The sequence below is a fragment of the Streptomyces sp. NPDC002044 genome (assembly GCF_040296725.1).
GTDB lineage: Bacteria > Actinomycetota > Actinomycetes > Streptomycetales > Streptomycetaceae > Streptomyces > Streptomyces antarcticus.
Window position 1 is genome coordinate 14,158 of sequence record NZ_JBEOXU010000049.1, and the last position, 26,795, is coordinate 40,952.

Sequence of the window (26,795 nt, forward strand, 5' to 3'; positions counted from 1 at the left end):
GCACCCCGCCGGGCGGCACCGGCCAGCTCATACTGGTTCCGTACCGCCCGGCCCTCCCCCTGGAGCCCGGAACATGACCAGCACAGTGCACGACGGACCCATAGCGGCGGTCGAGCTCACGATCGGCGGAATGACCTGCGCCTCCTGCGCGGCCCGCATCGAGAAGAAGCTGAACCGGATGGACGGGGTCACCGCGACGGTGAACTACGCCACCGAGAAGGCCAAGGTCTCGTACGCGGGTGACGTCCGGGTCGCCGATCTGATCGAAACCGTCGTGAAGACCGGGTACACCGCCGAGGAACCCCCGCCGCCGCAGCCGCAGCCACAGGCCGCGGAGGGCCCGGGAACCGGAGCGGACGGCGCACCGGAGGCGGCCGACCCCGAGTCGGCCGCGCTCCGCACCCGGCTGCTCGTCTCGGCCGTCCTCGCCGCCCCCGTCGTACTGCTCTCGATGGTCCCGGCGCTCCAGTTCGACAACTGGCAGTGGCTCTCCCTGACGCTCGCCGCCCCCGTCGTCGTCTGGGGCGCCCTGCCCTTCCACAAGGCCGCCTGGACCAACGCCCGGCACGGCGCCGCCACCATGGACACCCTGGTCTCGGTCGGCACGCTCGCCGCCTTCGCCTGGTCCCTGTGGGCCCTGTTCTTCGGCCACGCGGGCATGCCCGGCATGCGGCACGGCTTCGACCTCACGATCTCCCGGAACGACGGCTCCTCCGCCCTCTACCTGGAGGTCGCGGCCGGCGTCGTCACGTTCATCCTGCTCGGCCGCTACCTGGAGGCGCGCGCCAAGCGGAAGTCCGGCGCGGCCCTCAAGGCCCTGCTGCGGCTCGGCGCCAAGGACGTCGCCGTCCTGCGCGGCGGCTCCGAGGTCCGCGTACCGGTGGGCTCCCTCGCGGTCGGCGACCGGTTCGTCGTCCGCCCCGGCGAGAAGATCGCCACCGACGGCACGGTCGTCGAGGGTGACTCCGCCGTCGACGCCTCCATGCTGACCGGCGAGTCGGTCCCGGTCGAGGTGGCCCCGGGGGACGTCGTCACCGGCGCCACCGTCAACACCTCGGGGCGCCTGGTCGTCGAGGCCACCCGGATCGGCTCCGACACCCAGCTGGCCCGGATCGCGCGGCTCGTCGAGGACGCGCAGAACGGCAAGGCGGAGGTACAGCGCCTCGCCGACCGGATCTCCGCCGTCTTCGTCCCGGTCGTCCTCGTCCTCGCGCTCGGCACCTGGGTCGGCTGGCTGCTCGCCACCGACAACCCCACCGCCGCCTTCACGGCCGCCGTGGCCGTCCTGATCATCGCCTGCCCGTGCGCCCTGGGCCTGGCCACCCCGACCGCGCTGATGGTCGGCACCGGCCGGGGAGCGCAGCTCGGCATCCTGATCAAGGGCCCCGAGGTGCTGGAGTCCACCCGCCGCGTGGACACCGTCGTCCTGGACAAGACCGGTACGGTCACCACCGGCCGCATGGCGCTGACCGGCGTCCACCCCGCCGAGGGCGTCGACCCCTCGCAGCTGCTCCGCCTGGCCGGAGCGCTGGAGCACGCCTCCGAGCACCCGATCGCCCGGGCCGTCGCGGCGGGCGCCGTCGGCCTTCCCGGTGGCCTGCCGACGCCGGAGGGCTTCGAGAACCTCGCCGGACTGGGCGTCCGGGGCGAGGTGGAGGGCCACGCCGTCCTGGTGGGCCGCGCCCGGCTGCTGGCCGAGCGGTCGATCGCGCTGCCCCAGGCGCTCGCCGGGGTCCTGGCGGCCGCCGAGGCCGCGGGCGACACCGCCGTCCTGGTGGCCTGGGACGGAGCGGCGCGCGGGGTGCTGACCGTGGCCGACGCGGTCAAGGAGACCAGCGCCGAGGCGGTGGCCCGGCTGCGCGCGCTCGGGCTGACGCCGGTGCTGCTGACCGGCGACAACAAGGCCGTGGCCGAGACGGTGGCCCGCGCCGTGGGCATCGACGAGGTGATCGCCGAGGTGCTGCCGCAGGACAAGGTGGACGTGGTCAAGCGGCTTCAGGCCGAGGGCCGTACGGTCGCCATGGTCGGCGACGGGGTCAACGACGCGGCCGCGCTGGCCCAGGCGGACCTGGGCCTGGCCATGGGCACGGGCACCGACGCGGCCATCGAGGCGGGCGACCTGACCCTCGTACGGGGCGACCTGAGGGTGGCGGCCGACGCGATCCGGCTGTCCCGCCGGACCCTGTCCACGATCAAGGGGAACCTGTTCTGGGCCTTCGGCTACAACGTGGCGGCCCTGCCGCTGGCGGCCGCAGGACTGCTCAACCCGATGATCGCGGGGGCCGCGATGGCCTTCTCCTCGGTCTTCGTGGTGACCAACAGCCTCCGGTTGCGGTCCTTCCGCTAGTGGATCACCTTCGCATCCCCGCCACAGTTCCTTCACGCGAGACGCAGATCACAGTGATCGCGACGTAACCATCCGGGGTCGTCGTGGGTCTAATGGGGCGATGCCAGGGACGTCTTGGGGGACGTCTCACGGACGTCTTGGGGGATGTCCGTGGCATCGGCCGGCCGGGACGCGTGCCGCGGGAAGCCTTGAGCGGCCCTCCCGACCCGAACGGGTCCCGGCAGACACCGACGCCCCGGATCGGATCCCGTGGGGGGAATCCGTACCGGGGAAAGGAAAGCGCCCCGACCGTCGACCCGTGGGGGGATCGACGGCGGGGCGCTTCTCCCTGCCTGTGCGTGCCTGTGTTCGGCGCGCGGATGCCGCCGCGGCCCGCAGGCCCCGGCCGGTGGCTCAGCGGCTCTCTACGGGAACGAAGTCGCGCAGGACCTCGCCGGTGTAGATCTGACGCGGGCGGCCGATGCGGGAACCCGGCTCCTTGATCATCTCGTGCCACTGGGCGATCCAGCCGGGAAGGCGGCCGATCGCGAAGAGCACGGTGAACATCTCGGTCGGGAAGCCCATGGCCCGGTAGATGAGACCGGTGTAGAAGTCCACGTTCGGGTAGAGGTTGCGCGAGACGAAGTACTCGTCGGCCAGCGCGTGCTCTTCCAGCTTGAGCGCGATGTCGAGCAGCTCGTCGCTCTTGCCGAGTGCCGAGAGGACATCGTGCGCCGCGGCCTTGATGATCTTCGCCCGGGGGTCGAAGCTCTTGTAGACGCGGTGTCCGAAGCCCATGAGGCGGACGCCGTCTTCCTTGTTCTTCACCTTGCGGATGAAGGCGTCGACGTCGCCGCCGTCGTTCTTGATGCCTTCCAGCATCTCGAGGACGGACTGGTTGGCGCCACCGTGCAGCGGGCCCCACAGGGCCGAGATGCCGGCGGAGATCGAGGCGAACATGTTCGCCTGCGAGGAGCCGACCAGACGCACGGTGGAGGTCGAACAGTTCTGCTCGTGGTCCGCGTGCAGGATCAGCAGCTTGTCGAGCGCGGAGACCACGACCGGGTCCAGGTCGTATTCCTGGGCCGGCACGGAGAACGTCATGCGCAGGAAGTTCTCGACGTAGCCGAGGTCGTTGCGCGGGTAGACCACCGGGTGGCCGACCGACTTCTTGTACGCGTAGGCCGCGATCGTCGGCAGCTTGGCCAGCAGGCGGATCGTCGAGAGGTGGCGCTGCTTCTCGTCGAACGGGTTGTGGCTGTCCTGGTAGAACGTCGACAGCGCGCTGACCACGGAGGACAGCATCGCCATCGGGTGCGCGTCACGCGGGAAGCCGTCGTAGAAGCGCTTCACGTCCTCGTGCAGCAGCGTGTGCTGGGTGATCTCGTTGCGGAACGACGCGAGCTGGTCGACGGTCGGCAGCTCCCCGTTGATCAGCAGGTACGCGACCTCGATGAAGGTCGAACGCTCGGCCAGCTGCTCGATCGGGTAGCCGCGGTAGCGCAGGATCCCCTGCTCGCCGTCGAGGTAGGTAATCGCGGACTTGTACGCCGCGGTGTTGCCGTAGCCACTGTCCAGCGTGACGAGCCCGGTCTGGGCCCGCAGCTTCGAGATGTCGAAGCCCTGGTCACCGACGGTGCTCTCGACCACCGGGTAGGTGTATTCACCGTCCGCGTACCGGAGTACTACAGAGTTGTCGCTCACGTCATCCCTCACCGACGTAGTGCCTCTTCTTCGAGGTGCCCTGACTGCCTCTACCTTCCCCCATTTGGCGCAGGAGAGTGCACTCGGGGTCGGCATTTGGTCTTCTCGACGGCACTGAGTGCCGCCAAGCTGCTCATCCTGCCCCTTCGCACCGGCGCCGGGAACCCCAAATGATCGATCATCTAGGTGATGTTTCCCACCGGTATCCGGCCCGACAGCCGGGCGGCGACCGCCGTGTACCTCCTGCCTGCGGAAACCGTACGCACCGCCTGCCCCAGGGCCTTCCGGGACCCGACGAGGACGACCAGTTTCTTCGCCCTGGTCACCGCCGTGTAGAGCAGATTGCGCTGGAGCATCATCCAAGCGCCGGTGGTGACCGGGATCACCACGGCCGGATATTCACTCCCCTGGGAACGGTGGATGGTGACGGCGTACGCGTGGGCCAGCTCGTCGAGTTCGGCGAACTCGTACCCGATCTCCTCGTCCTCGTCCGTCCGCACCGTCAGGCGCTGTTCGTCCGTGTCGAGGGCGGTGACGACGCCGAGCGTCCCGTTGAAGACGCCGTTGGCGCCCTTCTCGTAGTTGTTCCTGATCTGGGTGACCTTGTCGCCCACCCGGAAGACCCGGCCGCCGAAGCGCTTCTCCGGGAGGTCCGGCCGGGCCGGCGTGATGGCCTGCTGGAGCAGGGCGTTGAGGTTTCCGGCGCCGGCCGGGCCGCGGTGCATCGGGGCGAGCACCTGGATGTCGCGGCGCGGGTCGAGTCCGAACCGGGCGGGGATCCGGCGGGCGGCCACGTCCACGGCCAGCGCCCCGGCCGCCTCCGTGTCCTCCTCGGCGAAGAGGAAGAAGTCCGGCAGTCCGTCGGTGATCGGCGGCAGGCCGGTGTTGATCCGGTGGGCGTTGGTGACCACCCCGGACTGCTGGGCCTGCCGGAAGATCCGGGTCAGCCGTACGGCGGGCACCGGGCCGCCCTCGGCCAGCAGGTCCCGCAGCACCTCCCCCGCGCCGACCGACGGCAGCTGGTCCACGTCCCCGACCAGCAGCAGGTGCGCGCCCGGCGCCACGGCCTTGACGAGCTTGTTGGCCAGCAGCAGGTCCAGCATCGACGCCTCGTCGACGACGACCAGGTCCGCGTCCAACGGCCGTTCCCGGTCGTACGCCGCGTCCCCGCCCGGCTTGAGCTCCAGCAGCCGGTGCACGGTGGAGGCCGCGGCCCCGGTGAGTTCCGAGAGCCGCTTGGCGGCCCGTCCCGTGGGGGCGGCGAGCACGACCTTGGCCTTCCTGGCCCGGGCCAGCTCGACGATCGAGCGCACGGTGAAGGACTTGCCGCAGCCGGGCCCGCCGGTCAGGACGGCGACCCGGCGGGTCAGGGCCAGCTTCACCGCGTCCCGCTGTTCGGGGGCGAGCGAGGCCCCGGTCCGCGAGGCGAGCCAGCCCAGGGCCTTGTCCCAGTCCACGTTCCGGAAGCCGGGCATCCGGTCGTCCTCGGCGTTCAGCAGCCGGCGCACCTGCCCGACCAGCGACAGCTCGGCGCGGTGGAAGGGGACCAGGTACACGGCGGTCAGCGGGTCCGGCCCGCCCTGCGGGTCGGGCACCGGCTCCCGTACGACGCCCTCCGGGTCCGCGGCGAGCTCGGCGAGGCAGTCGATGACCAGTCCGGTGTCCACCTGGAGCAGCTTGACCCCGTCGGCGATGAGCCGGTCCTCGGGCAGGAAGCAGTGCCCCTGGTCGGTGGACTGCGACAGGGCGTACTGGAGGCCGGCCTTGACCCGTTCGGGGCTGTCGTGCGGGATGCCGACGGCCTGGGCGATGCGGTCGGCGGTGAGGAATCCGATGCCCCAGACGTCGGCGGCGAGCCGGTAGGGCTGGTTCTTCACCACGGAGATGGACGCGTCGGCGTACTTCTTGTAGATGCGCACGGCGATGGAGGTGGAGACGCCGACCCCCTGGAGGAAGACCATGACCTCCTTGATGGCCTTCTGCTCCTCCCAGGCGGCGCCGATCAGTTTGGTCCGCTTGGGGCCGAGCCCCGGCACCTCGATGAGCCGCTTCGGCTCGTCCTCGATGACGTCGAGGGTGTCGGTGCCGAAGTGCTCCACGATCCGGTCCGCGATCTTCGGGCCGATGCCCTTGATCAGGCCGGAGCCGAGGTAGCGCCGGATGCCCTGGATGGTGGCGGGGAGCACGGTGCGGTAGTTCTCCACCGTGAACTGCCTGCCGTACTGCGGGTGGGAGCCCCAGCGGCCCTCCATCCGGAGGGACTCGCCGGGTTGCGCGCCGAGGAGCGAGCCGACGACGGTGAGGAGGTCGCCGCTACCGCGGCCCGTGTCGACGCGGGCGACCGTGTACCCGGTGTCCTCATTGGCGTAGGTGATGCGCTCGAGCACCCCGTCGACCACCGCCGGTTGTACCGCTGCCGCCCCGTCCGCTGCCATGGACCGAAAGCTACCGTCCGGCGCCGACAGCGCGGGACGCCCTGTGGAAAACCGTGGGCAGACAGGCACGGGACACCAGGCGGACGGGTCCGGGACACCAGAAGGGGGCCCGGCCTCGCGGCCGGACCCCCTCACGGTTACCCCTCCCGTGTCGGACTTCCCGATCCCCCCAGATCCCCTCCCGAAAGTCCCGACGCACCATACGACCCGCGATTCCCGCGCAGGGTTGCACCCGGATCCGGAGCTTTGCCGTTCCGTTACCGGAGGAGGGTCCGAGATGCCGTCAAATCACCGCAGAAGTAGCGTTTCCCTCATGAGCGAACCTTCATTCCAGGACGACGTGCTCCACGAACTCGGCGACGACAAGCTGACCGAGATCGCCGGGCTCCTCGGCACGGACACCAACGGCGCCCGCGACACCGTCGCCGAGACGGTCGGCGCCATGACCGGCGGTCTGCAGGAGAAGGCGGCGGCCGACGACGACGACGGCGTCGAGGTCCGCCAGGCCCTCGCCGAGGTGGCGGAGCCCCCGCTGCAGGGCGTGTCCACCCTGGGCGGCGGCCTGGGCGGGATGTTGTCCGGCGGGATGATGGCCGGGGTGCTCGCCAAGGTCAGCAGGCCGGTGGCCAACGCCGTCTCGAAGAAGACCGGCATCCCCGCGCCCACCATCAGCCGCGTCATCGAGCTGCTGATCCCGGTGCTGCTGGCGGTCTTCGCCAAGCGTGCGGCCTCCGGCAAGGCCGCGGGGGCCCCCACGGCCGGCGGCGCCCCCGGGGCGGCCCCGGCTCCCGGCGCCGCCCCGGCCTCCGGCGGCGGACTCGGGGACCTGCTGGGCCAGATCCTCGGCGGCGGCAAGAAGTGACCCGTTCGGCGTAACGCCCCGCGGGTGCGCCGAGGGCGGTCCGGAAGACGGCGGGAGCCGCACCCGGACCGCCCTTCGCGCACCCTCCGCGCCCATCCCCCGCCGGCGCCCCGCACGCTATCCTCGGACGCCATGGACACGCCCGAGAAGGCACCCGTGCGGCTGCGGGCCCCCGAGCCCGGCGACCTGGGCTGGATCGTGCAGCGGCACGGCGCCCTGTACGCCGCGGAGTACGGCTGGAACAGCGAGTTCGAGGGCCTGGTGGCCCGGATCGTCGCGGACTTCGCCGAGGACCACGACCCGTACCTGGAACGGGTCTGGATCGCCGAACTGGACGGCCGCCCGGCCGGCTCGGTGATGTGCGTACGGGAGGACGCCGCGCCCGGCACCGCGCGGCTGCGGCTGCTCCTGGTGGAGCCCGCCGGCCGCGGCCACGGGATCGGCACCCTCCTCGTGGACGCCGTCGTGGCCTTCGCCCGCTCGGTCGGCTACCGCGAGCTCGTCCTGTGGACCAACGACGTGCTGACCTCCGCGCGCTCCCTCTACCTGCACGCCGGCTTCACCCTGGTCGCCGAGCGCCCGCACCGCTCGTACGGGGTCGCCCTCACGGGACAGGACTGGCGACTGCCGCTGCAGGAGGGCTCCCCGCGCTGACGTCCGTACCGACCCCCGTACGGTCCGGACGCCGCGCGGGCGTCAGCGAGGTCAGCGCCACCCCGCCGACCAGGAGCAGCGCCGCCAGCCAGCGCGTGCCCGAAACGGACTCCCCCAGCACCAGCGCCGCCGAGGACATCCCGAACACCGGGACCAGCAGCGAGAAGGGCGCCACGGAGGAGGCCGGGTAGCGCCGCAGCAGGTAGCCCCAGGCGCCGAAACCGAAGACGGTGGACACCCAGGCGACGTATCCGATGACGGCGGCCCCCGACCAGTCCAGCGCCCGCAGCGCGGCCAGGTCCCGCTGCGGCCCCTCCAGCAGCAGCGAGAGCGCGAACAGCGGCAGCACCGGGACCGCGCACACCCACACCATGAAGTTCAGGGCGTCGGGCGGCGAGGCCCTGCGGGTCAGCACGTTGGAGACGCCCCAGCAGGCGGCGGCCGCGACGACCAGGACGAAGCCGAGCACCGGCCCCGAGGTCCCTCCGTCGACGGCGGCGACGGCGATGCCGGCGAGCGCGACCCCCATGCCGGCCACCCGCACCCGGCCGGGCCGCTCGCGCAGGACGACGGCGGCCAGGACCGCGGTGAACACGGCCTGGATCTGGAGCACCAGCGAGGACAGCCCGGCCGGCATCCCGGCGGCCATCCCGGTGAACAGCAGGCCGAACTTGGCGATGCCCAGGGCCGCCCCGACCCCGAGGATCCACTTCCAGGCGACCTTGGGACGCCCGACGAAGAACACGGCGGGCAGCGCGGCGGCGAGGAAGCGCAGGGCGGACAGGAGCAGCGGCGGGAAGTGGCCGAGTCCGATCTCGATGACGACGAAGTTGACGCCCCAGACTGCGGCGACGAGCACGGCGAGCGCGGTGTGTACGGGACGCATGGTTCGAGCATCGATGCCCGGAGGATGTAGCACCAGCGCGAGTTCCTTCCGCGAGGGATGAAGCATTGCTACCGAATGGCCGGGCTGCCACGATGGGGACATGCTTGACCTCGCCCGCCTCCGCGCCCTGCACGCCGTCTCCGTCCACGGCTCGGTCGCGGGCGCGGCGGCCGCCCTCGGCTACACCCCCTCGGCGGTCTCGCAGCAGATCGCCAAACTGGAGCGGGAGACCCGCACCACGCTGCTGGAGCGCCGCGGGCGCGGGGTCGCCCTCACCGAGGAGGCCCACCATCTGGCCGACACGGCGCGGGAGTTGCTGGCGATCGTGGAGCGGGCCGAGACCACCCTGGAAGAGCGGCGCGGGCAGCCCGGCGGGCTGCTGACGGTGGCCGCGTTCGCCTCGGCGGCGCGCGGGCTGCTGCCGGGGGTGCTGGCCGACCTGGCCGTCCGGCACCCGGCGCTCGACGTACGCCTCACGGAGGTCGACCCCCACCTGTCGGTGGACCTGGTGGTCCGGGGCGTCACCGACCTGGCCGTGGCCCACGACTGGGACATCGCCCCGCTGCCCGCCCCGGAGGGCGTCGAGCAGGCGGTGATCGGCGACGACCTCTGCGACCTGGTGGTCCCGGCCGGGCATCCCTTCACCCGCCGTGAGGTGATCCTGCGCGCGGATCTGGGCGGGGAGCGCTGGGTGTGCCAGCCACCCGGGCGGGTCTGCCACGACTGGCTGGTACGGACCCTGCGGACGGCCGGCTTCGAGCCCGACATCGCGCACGTCGCCGAGGAGAACCACACCATCGTCGCCCTGGTCGCGGCCGGGCTCGGCGTCGCCGTCGTCCCCCGTCTGGGCACGGGCGCGCTGCCGCCGGGCGCGGTGGCCGTACCGCTGGAGCCCGGACCCGTACGCCGGCTGTACGCCCTGTGGCGGACCGGTGCGGCCCGCCGGCCCGCCATCACCGAGGCCGTACGGACCCTGCGGGAGCACTGGGCCGCGGCCGCGCCCCGTCCGGGGGACCTCCCGAGTGTCCGTCACGTCGCCGCCCCGGCCCGGCAGTAGGGTCCGGCGCGTGCCGAACCACGCCTCCCGCCGGACCCTGCTCGCCGCGGCCGCCCTGGCCGCCGTCACGGCGGCCGGGGCCGCCTCCGCGACCGCGGGCGCCCGCCGCGTCCCCGACGACCCGCGCGCCCCCGGCCGCGCCCCCGGCGGACCGCCGGGCCGGCACCTCGACCGGGCCCGGATGCGCGGCCTGGTGGAGGGGATGAGCCTCGCCGAGAAGGTCGGGCAGCTCTTCGTGTCCCGGGCGTACGGCCACTCGGCGACCGACCCGGACCCGGCGGACGCCGAGCGGAACCTGACGCTGTTCGGGGTCCGCACCGCCGCCGAGCTGGTCTCCCGCTACCACCTCGGCGGGATCGTCTACTTCGCGTGGGCCCACAACACCCGTGACCCGCGGCAGATCGCGGAGCTGTCCGGCGGCCTCCAGCGGGCCGCCCTGGGCAGCGGCGCGCGGATCCCGCTGCTGCTCTCCACCGACCAGGAGCACGGGGCGGTCGCCCGTATCGGCCGGCCCGCGACCCTGCTGCCGGGGGCGATGGCGCTCGGCGCGGGCGGCTCCCCCGCCGACGCCCGGCGGGCCGCGCGCATCTCGGGCACCGAGCTGGCCGCGATGGGCATCCGCCAGGACTACGCGCCGGTGGCCGACGTCAACGTCAACCCGGCCAACCCGGTGATCGGCGTACGGTCCTTCGGCTCCGACCCGCGCGCCGTGGCCGCACTGTCCGCCGCCCAGATCCGCGGCTACCAGGGCGCCGGGGTGGCCGCCACCGCCAAGCACTTCCCCGGCCACGGGGACACCGAGACCGACAGCCACGTCGGGCTGCCCGTGATGCGCCACAGCCGGGCCGTCTGGGAGGAGCTGGACGAGCCGCCCTTCCGGGCCGCGGTCGAGGCGGGCGTGGACGCGATCATGACGGCGCACATCGTGTTCCCCGCCCTCGACCCCTCCGGGGACCCCGCGACCCTCTCGCGCCCCATCGTCACCGGCATCCTGCGCGAACGCCTCGGCTTCCGGGGGGTGGTGGTCACCGACGCCCTCGACATGGCCGGGGTCCGCCAGAAGTACGGGGACGACCGGGTGCCGGTCCTGGCCCTGCTCGCGGGCTGCGACCAGCTGCTGAACCCGCCGGACCTGGGGCTCGCGCACCGCAGCGTGCTGGCGGCCGTCGGGGCGGGCGAGCTGACCGAGGCGCGGATCGACGCGTCGGTGCTGCGCATCCTGGAACTCAAGGCCCGGCGCGGCCTGTTCGGGGCCCCGGCGGTCACCGCGGCGGGGGCGGGTTCCGTCGTGGGCTCCCCGGAGCACCTGGCCGCCGCCGACGAGATCGCGGCCGGCACGACCACGCTGCTGGCCAATCCCGTCGGGCTGCTCCCGCTCGACGCCGCGGCCGCGCCCCGGCTGCTGATCACCGGGGCCGACCCCGCATCCCCCACCGGCACCACAGGGCCCCCGACGGCCGTCCTGGCCCGGGAGCTGACCGCGCTGGGCTGCCGGGCCGACGCGGTGGCGCCCGAGCGGGCCGCGGCCGCGGCGCCGGGGCACGCGGCGGTGCTGGTGTGCACGTACAACGTCCCCGAGGGGGACAGCCCCCAGCGCGCGCTGGTGGCGGAGCTCGTCGCGTCCGGGGTCCCGGTGGTGGCGGTGGCGGTCCGCAACCCGTACGACGCGGCCCGGCTGCCGCAGTGCGCGGCGGAGCTGGCGACGTACTGCTGGACGGACGTGGAGATGCGCGCGGCGGCCCGGGTGATCACCGGTGCGGTACGCCCCGGGGGCCGCCTCCCGGTCCCGGTTCCGGGCCGCTACCCGCTGGGCCACGGACTGGCGTACCCCTGACGGCGGCCGCCCGGCGGCGATCGGCGCCCGGCGGGCACGCACGGCGCCGCGCCACCGGCGAACGACCGCCGGAACGCCATCCGCCGGGACACCGGTAGCCGGGACACAGGTAGCCGGGACACAGGTGAGGGCGTGCCCGCACCATGTGCGGACACGCCCTGTGGGTTCACCTGCCCGGGTTCACCCGCCGGAGATCCCCCGGCCCGGGTTCACCCCCGGTTACGGCCGCAGCTGCGGCTCGCGCTCCAGGTCACGCTGGTCGAGCTGCGCGTCCGGCGCCGCCAGCGGCGCCGCCTTGCCCGTGTCGGCGAGCGCGGCGGCCGGGGCGACCCCGGCCCACTGGAGGATCTTGGCGGTGGCGAGCGTCCGTTCGCCGTCCAGGAGCTTGGCGACGTTGGCCCCGTGGTTGGCGCCGGGGGCGGTCATCACGTAGCTGTCGCGCACCCCGTAGCCGAGGTGGAACGGTTCGGCACCCCACGGGTCGTTCTGCCCGTACACGAACAGCATCTGGTTCGCGTTCCTGCGGACCCAGTTGTCCACGTCCGCCATGGCCGCGGGCTGGAAGGTCATCGGGATCGAGCGGGGCACGAAGTTGCGCGGCGGCTGGTAGCCGTAGCGGCTCAGGCCCTTGAGGTGGGGCTGCTTGATGTCGGGCGAGCCGAGCTGGGTGCCCGCCTGGTAGTAGTACGGCGTGTACGTCTCCAGGCCCTGGTCAGCGTAGGCCGAGAAGCCGGAGATCGCGTCGATGGTGTCCCAGATCTCCTGGTCCGAGGCGGTCGCGGCGGCCGGGATCGTGGAGCAGTCGGCGAGCAGGCTGTACTGCCAGAAGGCCCACACGTAGTCGAGCACGACGGCCTCGTAGGCCTTGTCGAGGTTGCCGACGGTGGTGAAGGTCCAGCCGTTCTCGGCGGCGGCGGCCGCGTACTTGGCCTCCAGCGGCTCACGGCGCACGAGCGCCTCGCGCTGCACGGCGTTCAGCCGGTCGCGGCACTCCTTGGTGCCGACCTTGCCGAAGAACCGGTCGTAGGCCGAGTCCTCCTTGTTGACGACGTCGTTGGGCGCGACGTACGCGACGACACCGTCCATGTCGCGCGGGTAGAAGCGCTCGTAGTACGTCGCGGTCATGCCGCCCTTGCTGCCGCCCGTGGCCAGCCAGTTCTTCTTGTAGGTCTTCTTCAGGGCGGCGAAGAGGCGGTGCTGGTCACTGGCGGCCTGCCAGATGTCCAGGTTGGCCCAGTTGGCCGGGTCGGGCCGCGAGGGGGTGAAGAAACGGTACTCCAGCGACACCTGGTTGCCGTCGATGATGGTCGTCGGCTCGCTGCGGCGCGGGCTGGTGTTGACGTTGTAGCCGGAGGTGAAGAACACCGTCGGCCGGGACACGTCCTTGTGGAGCAGGGTCAGGCGCTGCTTGAAGGTGCCCTTCCACGGCTGCCGGTGGTCGACCGGCTGCTCGTAGTTCAATACGAAGAAGCGGTATCCGGGGTACGGCTTCTCCTCGATCAGGCTCATCCCCGGGATGCCGAGGATCTGGTCCTTGATGTCCGTGGCGGCGGCCGGCCCCGCGGCGGTGGCCGCTTGTGCCGTGGCGCCCGCCGCCCCCATGGTGCCGATCAGCACCACGAGTGACAGCAGCCATCCGAGCGTCTTGCGCATGCACCCTCCCCTTGAGTTCACTTCGGTCGCCGTGAACCTAGCGGGGCGAACATGCGTCTGACCAGACCTAGTTGGGTCGCGCCGTCAGCACAGAATCCAGCCGGAATCGACGGATCCGGCCCCTACGCTCCCCTTCACATACACGCAGCGGCTGATCGCGCCGACGGTGACAGGACCGGCATACCGGGTGAATCGCCCCGCGTCCCGGACCGGCGCCCCGCCCCGCGGCTGGATGCTCACCTCCATCGGGCGGCGCTCGCCGGGAACGCGGGCCACCGCCATCGCACAGGCCTGGGTGCGGCTCTTGTAGATCCGCACCTCACCCGTCGAGAACGGCAGCGTCCGCGCCAGCCGGCCGCCGCACCCCTCGCCCGCCACCCGGACCCTCCCGGCCCGCACGCTCCCGGCCTGCCCGTACGCGCCTTGCCCGTACACGCCCGGTCCGTACACACCCGGTCCGTACACACCCTGTCCGCTCCTGGCCTGCGCGGGAACGACCTGCCCGCTCCCGGCCCGCGCGGGCACGGCCTCCGCGGGCGACGCCGTGGACAGTCCGCCGGCGCACAGCGACAGCGCCGCCGTGAACACCCCCAGCGCGACGGCCCACCGTCCGCGCCCCCTCCGCACCTGTCGCAACACCCAGTCCCCCGATCGGTCGTACGTACAACGCGCGCACGCACGTACGACGTTCGGGCCGCCCGGAAGGTTGCAACGGGCAAGCATCCGCGGCGCGGCGACCGGCGCGGCCCCACCCGCAACCACCCGAACCACCCCTTACCGGATGAGCCCGTCCACCGGACCCCGCGCGCGCCGGCCCGTCGGGCCGGGCGCCCCCTCCCTCGTACGAGTGCATCCACAACTTCCCAGCGGAAGAGCGGGAGTTCGCGATCACCGAGGAGATTACGCTAGGCGACCGGAAGAACGCCCACCGTAGCCATGAAAGGCTCACCTCCATGACGAACGACCTGCTCGACCGCAAGCTGGAGCGCGCCTTCACGCACCTGGACGTCAACGACGACCGGGTCATCGACGAGCACGACATCATCGGGCTCGGCTCCCGCCTGCTCACCGCCCTCGACGAGCCGGCGGACTCGCCCAAGGCCGCGAAGGTCATGGGCGGGCTGGTCGACTTCTGGGTCGAGCTGTTCAAGGAGCTGGACGTCGACAAGGACCACAAGCTCACGCAGGCGGAGTACAAGCAGGGCATGACGCGTCTCTTCCAGGACGACGGCGCGGCGTACGACCGGTCCTTCCGCCCGATGGTCCAGGCGATCCTGACGGTGGTCGACACCAACGGCGACGGGCACATCAGCCCGGAGGAGTTCCACAAGGCCCAGCTGGCCTTCGACACGAAGCTGGACCCCGCGGCCGCGGACACGCTCTTCGCGAAGATCGACAAGAACCACGACGGGTACCTGACCGTGGACGAACTCCTCGACGCCGTGCGCGAGTACTACACCGGCACGGACGAGGACGCCCCCGGCAACCTGCTGTTCGGCGAGCTCTGAGCGAGGACGGCGGCCCCGGTTCCGGGGCCCGCCGCCCGCCACCCGGGCCCCGGACCTGACGGCCTGCGCCCTGCGCCTTACGCCGCGGCCGGCTCGTCCTCTCCCACGAAGGTGCGCCACAGGTCGGCGTACCGCCCTCCGCGACCCAGGAGTTCGTCGTGGGTGCCGTCCTCCACCACCCTGCCGCGGTCCATGACCACGACCCGGTCGGCGCGGGCCGCCGTGGTCAGCCGGTGGGCCACCACCAGGGTGGTGCGCTTGCCCGCGAGCCGGTCGGTGGCCCGGTTGACCTGGGCCTCGGTGGCGAGGTCGAGGGCGGCGGTCGCCTCGTCGAGCAGCAGCACGTCCGGGTCGACGAGTTCCGCGCGGGCCAGCGCGATCAGCTGGCGCTGCCCGGCGGACAGATTGCGGCCGCGCTCGGAGACGGTGTGCAGGTAGCCGCCGTCGAGGGTGGCGATCATGGCGTGGGCGCCGACCGCGCGGGCGGCGGCCTCGACCTCGGCGTCGCTCGCGGCGGGCCGCCCGTAGGCGATGGCGTCGCGGACGGTCCCCGGGAAGAGGTACGGCTCCTGGGGGACGACGCCGAGCCGGTGGCGGTACGCCGTCAGATCGAGCTCCCGCAGGTCGGCGCCGTCGGCGGTGATCCGTCCGGAGGTCGGGTCGTAGAACCGGGCCACCATCTTGACCAGCGTGGACTTGCCCGCTCCGGTCTCGCCGACGAAGGCGACGGTCTGCCCGGCGGGAATCCGCAGGCTGATTCCCGCCAGCGCCTCCCCCTTCTCGCCCCGCTCCTCGGCCGTGCCGTACTGGAAGCGGACGTCCTCGAAGGCGATCTCCCCCCGCAGCTCCGGCACCGCGCGGGGGTCGGTCGGCCTCGGGGTGGAGGTGGGCTCCCGCAGCAGTCCCTGGATGCGGCCGAGCGAGACGGTGGCCTGCTGGTAGCCGTCGAAGACCTGGGAGAGCTGCTGGACCGGGGCGAAGAACAGGTCGATGTAGAGCAGGTACGCCACCAGCGCGCCGAGGGTGAGTGTCCCGCCGTCCACCCGGCCCGCGCCGACGATGAGCACGGCGGCCGCCGCGCCCGAGGACAGCAGCTGGACGAACGGGAAGTAGATGGATATCAGCCACTGGCCGCGGACCCGGGCCTCGCGGTACGCGTCGCTGCGCTCGGCGAACCGGGCGGCGCCGGCGCCCTCGCGGCGGAAGGCCTGGACGATGCGCAGCCCGGAGACGGACTCCTGGAGGTCGGCGTTGACCAGACCGACCCGGTCCCGGGCGAGTTCGTAGGCGGCGACCGACTTGCGGCGGAAGTAGACCGTGCCGATCACCAGCAGGGGCAGGGTCGCGAAGACGATCAGCGCCAGCTCGACGTCGAGGACGAGCAGGGCGACGAGGATGCCGAAGAAGGTGAAGACGGACACGACGGCGGTGACGAGCCCGGTCTGCAGGAACGTGGACAGGGCGTCGACGTCGGTGGTCATCCGGGTCATGATCTTGCCGGTCAGTTCGCGCTCGTAGTAGTCGAGACCGAGGCGCTGGAGCTGGGCGAAGATCTTGACGCGCAGCGCGTACAGCACGCGCTCGCCGGTGCGGCCCGTCATGCGGGTCTCGGCGAACTGCGCGGCCCACTGCGCGATGACGATCACCAGGGCGAGCCCGGCGGCCACCCAGACGGCGCCCAGCGCGGCCTGCTCGACGCCCTGGTCGATGCCGTGGCGGATCAGGACGGGCAGCAGCAGCCCGGTGCCCGCGTCGACGGCCACGAGGCCGAGGCTGATGGCGAGCGGTGCCCAGAAGCCCTTGAGCAGGCGGCGCAGGCCGTAGCTCTCCTCGGCGCCCGCGGCGCGGGTCTCGTCCACGTCGGGTTCGTCGGTGGCGGGCGGCAGCGCGGCCACCTGCGCGAGCAGTTCGGGGGTGGCGGGCATCCCGGCGACGGCCCCGGCCATGGAGTGCCCGGCCCCGGGGGCACGGATCCCGGCGGAGGCGGCGGGCGCGGCGGAGGAGGCGTTGTCCGCCTCCTCCTGGCGCCGCCACAGCTCGGGGGTGATCCCGCCCGCGACCCGGCGCTTGGCGTTGACGGGCTCGGAGTCGATCTCCGCCTCGAGCTCGATGCCCCGCTCCAGGTCGCCGTCCCGGTCGAGGTCGCGCTCGAACTCGGCCATCGGCGTGCTGTCGGGCGTGCGCGGCGAGCCGGCGCCGAGGGCGTCGGGGTCGGTGAGGAGCCGCCGGTAGAGGGCGGAGCGGCGCTCCAGTTCCTCGTGCGTACCAAGGTCGGCGAGCCGTCCGCGGTCGAGTACGGCGATCCGGTCCGCCAGCGCGAGCGTGGAGCGTCGGTGCGCGATCAGCAGGGTGGTCCGGCCGGCCATGACGGAGCGCAGCGCCTCGTGGATCTCGTGCTCGACGCGGGCGTCGACGGCGGAGGTGGCGTCGTCGAGGAGCAGCAGCCGGGGGTCGGTGAGGATGGCGCGGGCGAGCGCGATGCGCTGGCGCTGGCCGCCGGAGAGGGTGAGCCCCTGTTCGCCGACGGTGGTGTCGTAGCCGGCCGGGAGGGCCTCGATGAAGCCCTCGGCCTGGGCGGCGCGGGCGGCGGCGCGGATCTGCTCGTCGCCGGCCTCGGGGTGCCCGTAGGCGATGTTCGCGCGGATGGTGTCGGAGAAGAGGAAGGAGTCCTCGGGGACCAGGCCGATCGCGGACCTGAGCGACGCGTACGTCAGGTCGCGCACGTCGTGGCCGCCGACGCGTACGGTGCCGCGGTCGGCGTCGTAGAAGCGGGGCAGGAGGAGCGAGACGGTGGACTTGCCGCTGCCGGAGGAGCCGACGAGGGCGATGGTCTCGCCCTCGGCGAGGGACAGCGAGAATCCGTCGAGCACCGGCCGCTCGCGGTCGTAGCCGAAGGCGACGCCGTCGAACTCGACGGTGGCGGGCGAGTCCGCGGGCAGCTCGGTGGCGCCCTCCCGGATCTCGGGCTCGGTGTCGATGAGCTCGAAGACCCGCTCGGCGCCGGCGCGGGCCTGCTGGCCGACGGTGAGGATCATGGCGAGCATGCGGACGGGGCCGACGAGCTGGGCGAGGTAGGTGGAGAAGGCGACGAAGGTGCCGAGGGTGACCTGGCCGTTCGTGGCCATCCAGCCGCCGAGGGCCAGCATGGCGACCTGGGCGAGGGCCGGTACGGCCTGGAGGGCCGGGGTGTAGCGGGAGTTCAGCCGGATGGTCCGCATCCGGCCGGCGAACAGCCGGCGGCCGGCGGCGCGCAGCTTGCCGGTCTCCTGGTCCTCCTGGCCGAAGCCCTTCACGACGCGGACGCCGGTCACGGCCCCGTCGACGACGCCCGCGACGGCGGCGGCCTGGCCCTGGGCCCACCAGGTGGCGGGGAAGAGCTTCTTGCGGCTGCGCTTGGCGATGAACCAGAGGGCGGGGGCCATGAGGAGCGCGACGAGGGTCAGCAGCGGGGACAGCCACAGCATGATGCCGAGGGATATCCCGAAGAGGAGGAAGTTCCCGATGGTCATCGGGAGCATGAAGAGCAGGCCCTGGATCAGCTGGAGGTCGCTGGTGGCCCGCCCGATCACCTGGCCGGTGGACAGCTCGTCCTGCCGTCGGCCGTCGAGGCGGGCGATGCTGTCGTACATGTCGGTGCGCAGGTCGTGCTGCACGTCGAGGGCGAGGCGCCCGCCGTAGTAGCGGCGGATGTAGGTGAGCACGTACACGAGGAGGGCGGCGGCTATGAGCATGCCGGCCCAGGGCGCCATGTCCTTGGTCTTGTCCCCGATGACATCGTCGATGATCACCTTGGTGACCAGGGGGACGAGCGCCATGACGGCCATGCCGCCCAGTGAGGACCCGAGCGCGAGGAGCACGTTGACCTTGTAGCGCCAGGTGTAGGCGGTCAGCCTCCTGCCCCAGCCCTGTTTTTCCCCGACCGCCGTCTTCGCCGCCGTCACGTGATGCCTCCCCGTAGCTCCTGCCCTGCCGCCTCCCCCAACGCCCCGACCGGCGGATTTCATCCCGCCGCAACAATCGAACGGGTTTGCGCGCTGTTCGGCGAGCCGTCCTGAGCCGTACGGGTCACGGGGGCAGCGGGAGCCGCCGGGGAGCGCCCGGCGATACTCAGCCCATGACGATCAAGGACACCGAAGCGGATCCGGACCCGGCCCCGTGGGTCCGCGCTTCGGCCCCGGCGGCCGCGGCCCGGCCCGTCCCCGCGCCACTCCCCGCGCCCCTCCCGGAGGCGGACGCGCACGCGGACCGCGAACCGGAGCACGACGAGGACGACCTCCTCCTGTCGGGCTGGTTCGCCCCGGCGTAGGCCGTATCCGCCCCTAGCGGGCGTCGAACTCGTACTCCAGGACGTAGGCGGAGGAGTCGAGGACCATCTCGTTCACCTCGACCGCCTTCCCCTCGGCGGTGTACGCCGTACGGCAGACCAGCACCACCGGGGTCCCCGCGGCCAGCCCGAGCCGGGCCGCCTCGTCCGGGCCGGGCATCCGCGAGCGGATCTCCTCCCGGAACCGCGCGGGCCCGTGTCCCAGCTCGGCGAGGCGGGCGTAGATCCCGCCGGGCCCGCTGTCGGGCTCCGCGACGGGCGTCCCGGCGACGAGGGCGGCGTCGAGGTAGGAAGTGGCGAGCATGACGGGCTTCCCGTCGAGCAGGAACCGCCGCCGGCGCACGCAGGCCGTAGCCCCCTCACCGAGCCCGAGCACGGGGGCGACGGCATCCGGCGCCGCCTCGTCCGTGACGCCGAGGAACTCGACGACGGGCTCGCGCCCCTTCCCGTCCACCTCCCAGATGGATCCCCCGGCGCCCCACACCTCCACGGCCAGCCGCTGGATGCCGCGGCGCCGGATGACCATCTGGTGCTCCCGCACGAAGACCCCGGCACCCTTGCGGGCCTCCGCGAGGCCCTCCGCTTGAAGGACCCCGAAAGCCTGCCGTGCGGTCATCCGGGCCACGCCGTAGCGGCTCATCAGGTCGCTTTCACCCGGCAGCCGTTCGCCCGGGCCGTACTCGCCGGCCGCGATGGCGTCCTTCAGCTCAGCGGCGATGCGCTGGTACGTGGGCTGCCGCCCGGCGACGTCCTTCGCCATTCCGCCTCCCTGATCATCTCCGAGCAGCCTAGGGGCGCGTCACCCTGCCCGCGCCCCGCACGGCCGGGACATCGGGGTACGGCTGGTCCGCTGTCGCGGCACGCTGCGCGTGGAGGTGGCCGACGCGGGTCCGGCAAGGCCGTCTGGGCCGAGGTGGGCCTCAGGGAGTAGGCAGCGGCTTCACGACGGGAGGCGCGGCGAGGGGCTTGTTCTCGCAGCCGAGGGCATCGGTGACCCGGCGGGCCATCAGGTAGGTGAGAGTCATCCGCCGGTCTTTGGCCGCTTGATCCACGACCGGCCCATCCGGCCGGTCGAACATCGCGTCCGCTGAGAGCCGCACGTTTCGCGACTGTCCCCCGAGCTCACCGGGCAGATCGCACTGGACGAGCAGCGTGGACTGGCCGGCGCTCGCCACGCCTCCCGCACCGTTCAACTCGTACGACGCGCCGTTGTGGGACGGGGACACCTCGGAAGTCGCCCGGGGGGACCAGCCGAACGAAAAGATCGCGTGTCCACGACGCGGCCGGTCATCCTCGTACCGGCACGCAGTGTTGAAGTACGAATCCTTGCCCGGCCGCATCTGCTGCAACGCCGCTTCCATCTTGTCCACCAGCTCGCTCGTGGACTTGTACGCCTTCGTCTCGTACCCCTCGGTGACGAGGATCTCCCGCACGAGCGCCTCCTCTTCCGACGAGGCGATCCCGCACAGGTTCGCAGCCTTCGCCTCGGAGTCGCCCGAAGCGCACGACGTCAGCGTCAGCACACAGACGAGCGCCGCCGTCGCACTTCCGAGGATCTTGATCACGTTACGGCTTGAGATGTGCACGAGCAGCGTCCCGTCCCGAGGTGTATCCCTCGCCCGCCTCGTTCTTGGCATGATCGAACGCAGGATCATCGCTGATCTTCCACTCGCGTCCCCACGCATCCAACAGGCCGGTGGTGCCCTCGACACCAGCCGCGTAGTTGTTGCTGGAATCCTTCTTGCTCTGCTCCTCGGCCGCTTCTTTGACGCCCTCGACCCACTCGTACTTGGCCGAGTCGATCAGTGAGCCGCCGACCGTGCCGACGACCGGGATTTCGCCGATGAGCCCGTTCGCGACGGCAGCCGTGTGCTCGGACACGCCTTCCGCCCACGTGACCCGGTCCTCTTCCTTGTCCTTGTAGACATCGGCCCCGATGCCGTTGAGGGCACCCGTTGCCGCCCCGATGTCATGCGCACGGTTGTCCCATTCAGCGCTCACCGCGTGCGGCGACTCGGCCTTGAACGGGGCGGCCGTAGCGAGCTGTTCCGCCGAGTAGGAGCGCTCCGCTTCGACCAGCAGGGCGTAGGCCGGACCGTCGTCCGCGATGCCGCGCATGACACGGATCAGGCTGCCCTGGCCGACCGCGATCTGGGCCTGATCGCCCGAACCGTGGATGGAGTCCTTGCCACTGACAAGGCCGAGGTCGCTCTCCTGACCTCCCAAGATGAGGTGGGTGTCCGCCACGTAGTCGACCATGGCCTTGGCCATCGGCTGGCGGAACTTCTCCAGCTCCTCCGGGAACTCGTCGCCGCCCATCTCGTCGTCGAGAAGACGGATGGCGTTGTGCATGACCCGCGCCTGCCCCTCGGTGTGTGTGCCCGCCGGGCCCATCTTGTCCCCGGGCGCGTCGCCGGTGGCCGCCGCGTGGAAGGCCGCGGCGAAGCCGTCCATCTTGTGCGGGTTTTCCATCTCCATCGGGGGACCGTACGGCCCTGACATCCACTGGTCGTGCCACTTGCGGTCGGTGAGCAGGTGATCCAAGTGGTCGTTCTTGTTGCCGGGCGCATCCGGGTCGAGGAAGTAGGTGGCCGTGTCCGGGTCCTTGGCCATGAGGCCCAGGATCGCGTCCAGCGGGTCCGAGACCAGATTGGGCCGTTGGGAGTCGTACGCGTGGGAGTACATGTTCGGCTTGGCCTTCTCGGCCTCGATGATGCCGTGCCCGACGTCATTGAGGAACTGCTTGCCGTAGCCGTCGCCGTGGCCCATGAGCGTCAGGAGCGCCTGGTAGCCGTGCGTGGGCCGCAGGCCCTTGGCGACCAGTTCCGGGCCCTGTTCCTTGAGGCCGTTGACGAACGGCTGGTAGGCGTAGCTTCCCGGGTCCTTCGTGCCCGAGGCGATCGTCCCGGCAAGGCCGGAGTTGATCGACTCGTACAGCTTCTTGTCGGCCGCCGACGCGCCGCGTTCGTTGGACGCCAGGTTCATCTGGTCGGCGAGCTGCAGGGTGTCCTTCGCGCCCAGCGCGTGCAGGTACGCCTCGCCGAAGTGCTGGTCCTTGGAGTTCTGCCGCAGGAGCTCGTCGTAGTGCCGCAGTTCCTCCGGAGAGGCTTTGCCGTCGCGGATCTTCGAGGTGAGCGCCAGGGCCTCGACGGCCTCGACGTCGTTGACCGGCTTGGAGTTGAAGCCGAACATCGCCGTACCGTCCGCGCCGGACGCGTTCAGCAGGGCGACCTTGACGTCGGCGTCGAAGTCCGTGACCGCCTTGACCGTCTCGGCGATCCTGCGCGTCCAGGAGCGTTCGATCTCCGGGAGGTCGGGGTCGTGGCGGATGGCGTTCGCGGCGGCCGGGTCGGTCTTGCCGAAGTCGTAGCCGGCCACGCCCGAGTCCGAGACCTTCATGCCGGCGGCGACCGCGTCCGCGACGGCGGAGGTCACCCGCGACTTGAGGTTCACGAACTGGGCGTGCGCGTCGCGGAGCAGCGACTCCATGGCGAGCGCCTCGGTCTGGGCCGCGTCGAACTCACCTCGGGTGATACCGGAGTTCGTGCTCGCCACCTGGGCGCTGGAGCCCAGCCAGCCGTTGCCCGTCGAGACGCTCTGGACTTCCTTCTCGTACACGTCCTCCATGGTCTTGAACTGCTTCGCCATGGCCTTCCAGCCGTCGGCGGCCGTGGTGAGTGCGGAGAGGTCCGTCTGCAGGATCTGCTGGTACGTCGGCACGGCTCCCTCACACCCCCGAGATGTTGGACTTCACCGGCTGGAAGCCGCGGCCGGTGAGCTGGTCGTTCCCGGTGAACAGGTTCGACGCCCCGCGCAGTGCGGTCTTCTCGGAGTCCAGGCGGGACATCAGCCGCTTCACCTGGTCGTCCCAGTGGGTGTGCGCCTTGGTCAGGCCCGCCGCCGTGTCCCAGCCGTTGAAGGCGGTGACCGCGCCCTTCGTCGGTTCGTCGGCCGCGTCCGCGGCCTTCTTCGTACCGGGCTGGAGGACGTTCTCGATGGTGTTGGCCGCCTTCTTCTTCGCCGGCGGGTCGGTCGCCAGGACGCCCGAACCGCCGCCCCCCGGTTCGGCGGGGGCCTGGTTCAGCCGCATCTGCGGTGACGGGCCGGCGGCCGCGGCCTGCTTCTGCGCGGCCCACTCCTGCTCGAACGACACTGCTCCCCCTACCGACTGCCGGTGCCTGATCACCACCACCCTAACGAGGCGTCGGGGCGGCCCTATACGTGCGTCGGCGCGAACATCCTGAGGGTCGCCGGGAGGACCAGGACCGAAGGCCCCGGTTCCGCGAGGGACTTGGCGAGGTCCTCGCGCAGGGTCTCCGGGGTGGTCGCGGCCGCCGGGACGCCGAAGGACGACGCCAGGGCGACGAAGTCGGGGCGGGTCAGCTCGGTGCCCGTGGCCCGGCCGAAGGACTCCGTCATGTACGCGCGCAGGATGCCGTAGCCGCCGTCGTCCACGATCAGCCAGGTGACGTCGAGGTCGTGCTGCCGGGCCGTGGCCAGGTCCGCGAGCGAGTACATCGCGCCGCCGTCGCCGGACACGGCCAGCACCGGCGTGCCCGGTTCGGCGACGCAGGCGCCCAGGGCCGCCGGGAAGGCGTAGCCGAGACCGCCCGCGCCCTGTGCCGAGTGCATGGTGTTGGGGTGCTTCGGGTCGAAGGCCGACCAGGCCCAGTAGGACAGCATCGTCATGTCCCAGAAGGACGGGGAGCGTGCCGGGAGCGCCGCGCGGACGGACCGCAGGAGGCCCTGCTCCAGGCCGACGTCCTGGGTGGACAGCCGGGCCGCGATGTCCGCGAGGACCATGCGGACGCGCTCGGGCGCGGTCGGGTCCTCGCGTGCCGGAACGGTCTCCAGCAGGGCCTGGAGGGCGAGGCGGGCGTCCGCGTGGATGCCGAGGGCCGCGTGGTTGGACTCCAGCTTGCCGAGGTCCGCCTCGATCTGCACGACCCGGCCCGTGGGGAAGAACGTGTGGTAGTTCGACGAGAGTTCCCCGAGGCCCGAGCCGACGACCAGCAGGACGTCGGCGTCCTCCAGGAAGTCGGTCATGTGGCGGTCCTCCAGCCAGGACTGGAGGGACAGCGGGTGCGTCCAGGGGAAGGCGCCCTTTCCGCCGAAGGTGGTGACCACGGGCGCGTTGAGGCGCTCCGCGAGCTGCCTGAGCTTGCCCGCGGCGTCGGCGCGGATGACGCCGCCGCCCGCGATGATCACCGGTCGGGCGGCCCCCGCCAGCCAGTGGGACGCCAGCGCCGTCAGCTCGGGGCGCGGGGCCAGTTCGTGCGGGGTCGCGTCCATGCCCGTGACCTGCGGGATGACGGTTTCGGCGCGGAGCACGTCCTCCGGGATCTCCACCCAGACGGGGCCGTGCGGGATCGTCAGCGCCGACTCCCATGCCTCGGCCACCACGGAGGGGATCTGGGAGGGCGTACGGGCGGTGTGCACGGACTTCACCACGTCCCGGAAGGACGCGGACTGGTCGCGCAGCTCGTGCAGGTGGCCGCGCCGGCCGCCGCCCAGGCCCGCGGCCGGTACCTGTGAGGAGATCGCGAGGACCGGGGCGGACGCGGCCGCCGCCTCCGCGAGGGCGGGCAGGGCCATGAGCGCGCCCGGGCCCGTGGAGAGGAGCAGCGGGACCGCCTCGCCGGTGATCCGGCCGTACGCGTCGGCCGCGAAGGCGGCGTTGTTCTCCGTACGGAGGCCGATCAGCCGCAGGTCGGAGCGGCCGACGGCGTCGAAGAGGCCCAGCGCGTGCTGGCCGGGCAGTCCGAAGACGGTCGTCGCGCCGAGCGAGCGCAGCGTCTCCACGACCAGGTCCCCGCCCGTGCGGCCCGGCGGCGGTGCGAGGGCGGCGGCCGTCTGGGCCTCGGTGGGACGGAGTACCAGGTCGTGGTCGTGCGTCACGTGCTCAGTTGCCCTTCGCCTTCGCCGCAGCGATCTGCCGGCTCATGATCGTGGTCAGCTCGTACGCGGTGTGCGAGGCCGCGACCGAGGTGATCTCCGCGTGATCGTACGCCGGGGCGACCTCGACGACGTCGGCGGAAACGAGGTTGCAGGAGGACAGACCGCGGATGATCTCCAGCAGCTCGCGGGAGGTCATGCCGCCCGCCTCCGGGGTGCCGGTGCCGGGGGCGTGCGCCGGGTCGAGGACGTCGATGTCGATGGAGATGTAGAGCGGGCGGTCGCCGATGCGCTGGCGGAGCTGGTCGGCGACCTCGTCGGCGCCGCGCCGGTAGACGTCGGCGGAGGTGACGATGCCGAAGCCCATCTTGGCGTCGTCGGTCAGGTCCTGCTTGCCGTACAGCGGGCCGCGGGTGCCGACGTGGGAGAGCGCCTCGGTGTCGAGGATGCCCTCCTCGACGGCGCGGCGGAACGGGGTGCCGTGGGTGTACTCGGCGCCGAAGTAGGTGTCCCAGGTGTCCAGGTGCGCGTCGAAGTGCAGCAGCGCGACCGGGCCGTGCTTCTTGGCGACCGAGCGCAGCAGCGGGAGCGCGATGGTGTGGTCGCCGCCGAGGGTCATCAGGCGGGAGCCGGCGCCGAGGAGTTCGTCGGCCGCGGCCTCGACCTGGTCGACGGCCTCGTTGATGTTGAAGGGGTTCACCGCGATGTCACCGGCGTCCGCGACCTGCGCGAGGGCGAACGGGGACGCGTCCTGGGCGGGGTTGTACGGGCGCAGCAGGCGGGAGGCCTCGCGGATGGCGTTGCCGCCGAAGCGGGCGCCGGGGCGGTAGGAGACGCCGGAGTCGAAGGGGACGCCCACGACGGCCACGTCCGCGGAGCCGCCGACCTCGTCCAGGCGGGGCAGCCGGGCGAAGGTCGCGGGGCCCGCGTAGCGCGGGATGCGGGAGGAGTCGACGGGTCCGCGCGGCTGCGTGCTCATGGGGGGTGCCCTTCTGGAGGTCCTGCTGGTGCGGTGATTCGAGCGTAAGCGGACGCCCGCGACGGGCGAAGTGTACGTTTCATCCACTACGGCCCCTTGATGTGTACGGAGTATCCATGGAAGCCGCCCCTCCCACCCCGCCGGTCGCGCTGGCGCGGCTGCTCGCCGACACCGAGCTGGGCCTGCGGCTGCTGGCCGGGCCCGCCGCCGCCGAGGTGCACGGGGTGCACGCCTCCGAGATGGCGGACCCGTCGCCGTACCTGCTGGGCGGGGAGCTGCTGCTGACGGCGGGCGCCGAGCTGGGGGCGGATCCCGACCGGTACGCGGCCCGGCTCGTCGCGGCGGGCGCGGCGGCGCTCGGCTTCGGCGTGGCGCCCGTGCACGAGGCGGTGCCGCCCGGCCTCGCCGAGGCGTGCGGCCGGCATGGGCTGCCGCTGCTGGAGGTCCCGCCGGGGACCCCCTTCACGGCGGTGGCCCGTACGGTGTGGCGGCTGATGGAGCAGGCCCGTACGGGGGAGCTGCGCCGGGTCACCGAGGCCCAGCAGTCCCTGGCGGCGGCCGCCGCCCGGCCCGACCCGGTCCCGGCGGTGCTGCGGCGGCTCGCGGCGAGCCTCGGCGGCCGCGTCGAGCTGGCCCCGGACGGCCGGTCGGCGGGCGGGCCGGTGCCCGCCGGGGCCG

Annotated in this window: 19 protein-coding genes and 1 pseudogene; 8 read left to right on the forward strand and 12 right to left on the reverse strand. The window is 72.4% G+C overall.

From position 1 onward, the window contains the following. The first annotated feature begins 73 nt into the window (after window positions 1–73). Window positions 74–2,347, forward strand: coding sequence for a heavy metal translocating P-type ATPase (locus ABT106_RS15060; RefSeq protein WP_351276767.1), 2,274 nt, complete (start codon window positions 74–76; stop codon window positions 2,345–2,347). 393 nt (window positions 2,348–2,740) lie between these two features. Here the strand turns inward: ABT106_RS15060 and ABT106_RS15065 are convergent, their stop codons facing one another. Both ABT106_RS15065 and recD2 read right to left on the reverse strand, forming a co-directional pair. Continuing rightward, complete coding sequence (locus ABT106_RS15065) at window positions 2,741–4,030, reverse strand: citrate synthase (RefSeq protein ID WP_267718657.1); 1,290 nt, start codon at window positions 4,028–4,030, stop codon at window positions 2,741–2,743. A gap of 182 nt (window positions 4,031–4,212) precedes the next feature. Beyond that, the gene (gene recD2, locus ABT106_RS15070) at window positions 4,213–6,465 is read right to left on the reverse strand and encodes an SF1B family DNA helicase RecD2 (protein WP_351276771.1); all 2,253 of its coding nucleotides are present in this window, start codon (window positions 6,463–6,465) and stop codon (window positions 4,213–4,215) included. A gap of 313 nt (window positions 6,466–6,778) precedes the next feature. Between recD2 and ABT106_RS15075 the strand changes: the two genes are divergently transcribed. Together ABT106_RS15075 and ABT106_RS15080 are read left to right on the forward strand one after the other, a co-directional pair. Beyond that, on the forward strand, window positions 6,779–7,327 hold the full coding sequence (locus ABT106_RS15075) for a DUF937 domain-containing protein (protein WP_351276774.1): 549 nt from the start codon (window positions 6,779–6,781) through the stop codon (window positions 7,325–7,327). Next, window positions 7,328–7,981, forward strand: a pseudogene (locus ABT106_RS15080) (GNAT family N-acetyltransferase); the annotation flags it as partial. Here the strand turns inward: ABT106_RS15080 and ABT106_RS15085 are convergent. Beyond that, entirely contained in the window at window positions 7,932–8,867 is a 936-nt protein-coding gene (locus ABT106_RS15085) for an EamA family transporter (protein WP_351276777.1), read from the reverse strand. The pseudogene ABT106_RS15080 and the gene ABT106_RS15085 overlap by 50 nt on opposite strands. Before the next feature lie 100 nt (window positions 8,868–8,967). On the opposite strand from ABT106_RS15085, the gene ABT106_RS15090 reads away from it, so the two are divergent. Continuing rightward, window positions 8,968–9,924, forward strand: coding sequence for a LysR family transcriptional regulator (locus ABT106_RS15090; protein WP_351276779.1), 957 nt, complete (start codon window positions 8,968–8,970; stop codon window positions 9,922–9,924). A 10-nt stretch (window positions 9,925–9,934) separates the two neighbouring features. Next, window positions 9,935–11,758: a glycoside hydrolase family 3 protein gene (locus ABT106_RS15095; RefSeq protein WP_351276782.1), complete on the forward strand. Its 1,824-nt coding sequence runs from the start codon at window positions 9,935–9,937 to the stop codon at window positions 11,756–11,758. A gap of 219 nt (window positions 11,759–11,977) precedes the next feature. Here the strand turns inward: ABT106_RS15095 and ABT106_RS15100 are convergent, their stop codons facing one another. Then, on the reverse strand, window positions 11,978–13,411 hold the full coding sequence (locus tag ABT106_RS15100) for a S28 family serine protease (protein ID WP_351276785.1): 1,434 nt from the start codon (window positions 13,409–13,411) through the stop codon (window positions 11,978–11,980). Window positions 13,412–13,495: 84 nt separating this feature from the next. After that, window positions 13,496–13,789, reverse strand: coding sequence for a hypothetical protein (locus ABT106_RS15105; RefSeq protein ID WP_351276787.1), 294 nt, complete (start codon window positions 13,787–13,789; stop codon window positions 13,496–13,498). Window positions 13,790–14,364: 575 nt separating this feature from the next. Here ABT106_RS15105 and ABT106_RS15110 point away from each other — a divergent pair. Continuing rightward, window positions 14,365–14,919 carry an EF-hand domain-containing protein gene (locus ABT106_RS15110; protein WP_351276789.1) on the forward strand — a complete coding sequence of 185 codons (555 nt, stop codon included), beginning with the start codon at window positions 14,365–14,367 and terminating at the stop codon, window positions 14,917–14,919. A 77-nt stretch (window positions 14,920–14,996) separates the two neighbouring features. Here ABT106_RS15110 and ABT106_RS15115 read toward each other — a convergent pair whose 3' ends face one another. Further along, entirely contained in the window at window positions 14,997–18,860 is a 3,864-nt protein-coding gene (locus ABT106_RS15115; protein ID WP_351276792.1) for an ABC transporter ATP-binding protein, read from the reverse strand. 173 nt (window positions 18,861–19,033) lie between these two features. On the opposite strand from ABT106_RS15115, the gene ABT106_RS15120 reads away from it, so the two are divergent. Continuing rightward, entirely contained in the window at window positions 19,034–19,225 is a 192-nt protein-coding gene (locus ABT106_RS15120) for a hypothetical protein (protein WP_351276794.1), read from the forward strand. 13 nt (window positions 19,226–19,238) lie between these two features. Here the strand turns inward: ABT106_RS15120 and ABT106_RS15125 are convergent, their stop codons facing one another. The 6 genes from ABT106_RS15125 to speB form a co-directional block, all read right to left on the reverse strand. After that, window positions 19,239–20,003, reverse strand: a complete 765-nt coding sequence (locus ABT106_RS15125) for a GntR family transcriptional regulator (RefSeq protein ID WP_351276796.1) — start codon at window positions 20,001–20,003, stop codon at window positions 19,239–19,241. 160 nt (window positions 20,004–20,163) lie between these two features. Continuing rightward, a complete protein-coding gene (locus ABT106_RS15130; protein ID WP_351276798.1) occupies window positions 20,164–20,808 on the reverse strand; it encodes a hypothetical protein in 645 nt (214 codons plus the stop codon). A 1-nt stretch (window position 20,809) separates the two neighbouring features. Continuing rightward, complete coding sequence (locus ABT106_RS15135; protein WP_351276800.1) at window positions 20,810–22,963, reverse strand: hypothetical protein; 2,154 nt, start codon at window positions 22,961–22,963, stop codon at window positions 20,810–20,812. Between the two features lie 7 nt (window positions 22,964–22,970). Continuing rightward, on the reverse strand, window positions 22,971–23,396 hold the full coding sequence (locus tag ABT106_RS15140) for a hypothetical protein (RefSeq protein ID WP_351276802.1): 426 nt from the start codon (window positions 23,394–23,396) through the stop codon (window positions 22,971–22,973). A 62-nt stretch (window positions 23,397–23,458) separates the two neighbouring features. Further along, the gene (locus tag ABT106_RS15145; protein WP_351276804.1) at window positions 23,459–25,141 is read right to left on the reverse strand and encodes a thiamine pyrophosphate-binding protein; all 1,683 of its coding nucleotides are present in this window, start codon (window positions 25,139–25,141) and stop codon (window positions 23,459–23,461) included. A gap of 4 nt (window positions 25,142–25,145) precedes the next feature. After that, window positions 25,146–26,117, reverse strand: a complete 972-nt coding sequence (speB, locus tag ABT106_RS15150) for an agmatinase (RefSeq protein WP_267718673.1) — start codon at window positions 26,115–26,117, stop codon at window positions 25,146–25,148. Window positions 26,118–26,233: 116 nt separating this feature from the next. Between speB and ABT106_RS15155 the strand changes: the two genes are divergently transcribed. Next, on the forward strand, window positions 26,234–26,795 hold a 562-nt coding region (locus tag ABT106_RS15155), incomplete at its 3' end, for a PucR family transcriptional regulator ligand-binding domain-containing protein (protein WP_351276806.1).

Excerpts from the sequence above, each read along its gene's own strand:
- ABT106_RS15075 (WP_351276774.1), top strand. The coding sequence starts at position 6,779 with ATGAGCGAACCTTCATTCCAGGACGACGTGCTCCACGAACTCGGCGAC.
- ABT106_RS15100 (WP_351276785.1), bottom strand. The coding sequence starts at position 13,411 with ATGCGCAAGACGCTCGGATGGCTGCTGTCACTCGTGGTGCTGATCGGC.
- ABT106_RS15120 (WP_351276794.1), top strand. The coding sequence starts at position 19,034 with ATGACGATCAAGGACACCGAAGCGGATCCGGACCCGGCCCCGTGGGTC.
- ABT106_RS15060 (WP_351276767.1), top strand. The coding sequence starts at position 74 with ATGACCAGCACAGTGCACGACGGACCCATAGCGGCGGTCGAGCTCACG.
- ABT106_RS15090 (WP_351276779.1), top strand. The coding sequence starts at position 8,968 with ATGCTTGACCTCGCCCGCCTCCGCGCCCTGCACGCCGTCTCCGTCCAC.
- speB (WP_267718673.1), bottom strand. The coding sequence starts at position 26,117 with ATGAGCACGCAGCCGCGCGGACCCGTCGACTCCTCCCGCATCCCGCGC.
- recD2 (WP_351276771.1), bottom strand. The coding sequence starts at position 6,465 with ATGGCAGCGGACGGGGCGGCAGCGGTACAACCGGCGGTGGTCGACGGG.
- ABT106_RS15125 (WP_351276796.1), bottom strand. The coding sequence starts at position 20,003 with ATGGCGAAGGACGTCGCCGGGCGGCAGCCCACGTACCAGCGCATCGCC.
- ABT106_RS15085 (WP_351276777.1), bottom strand. The coding sequence starts at position 8,867 with ATGCGTCCCGTACACACCGCGCTCGCCGTGCTCGTCGCCGCAGTCTGG.
- ABT106_RS15110 (WP_351276789.1), top strand. The coding sequence starts at position 14,365 with ATGACGAACGACCTGCTCGACCGCAAGCTGGAGCGCGCCTTCACGCAC.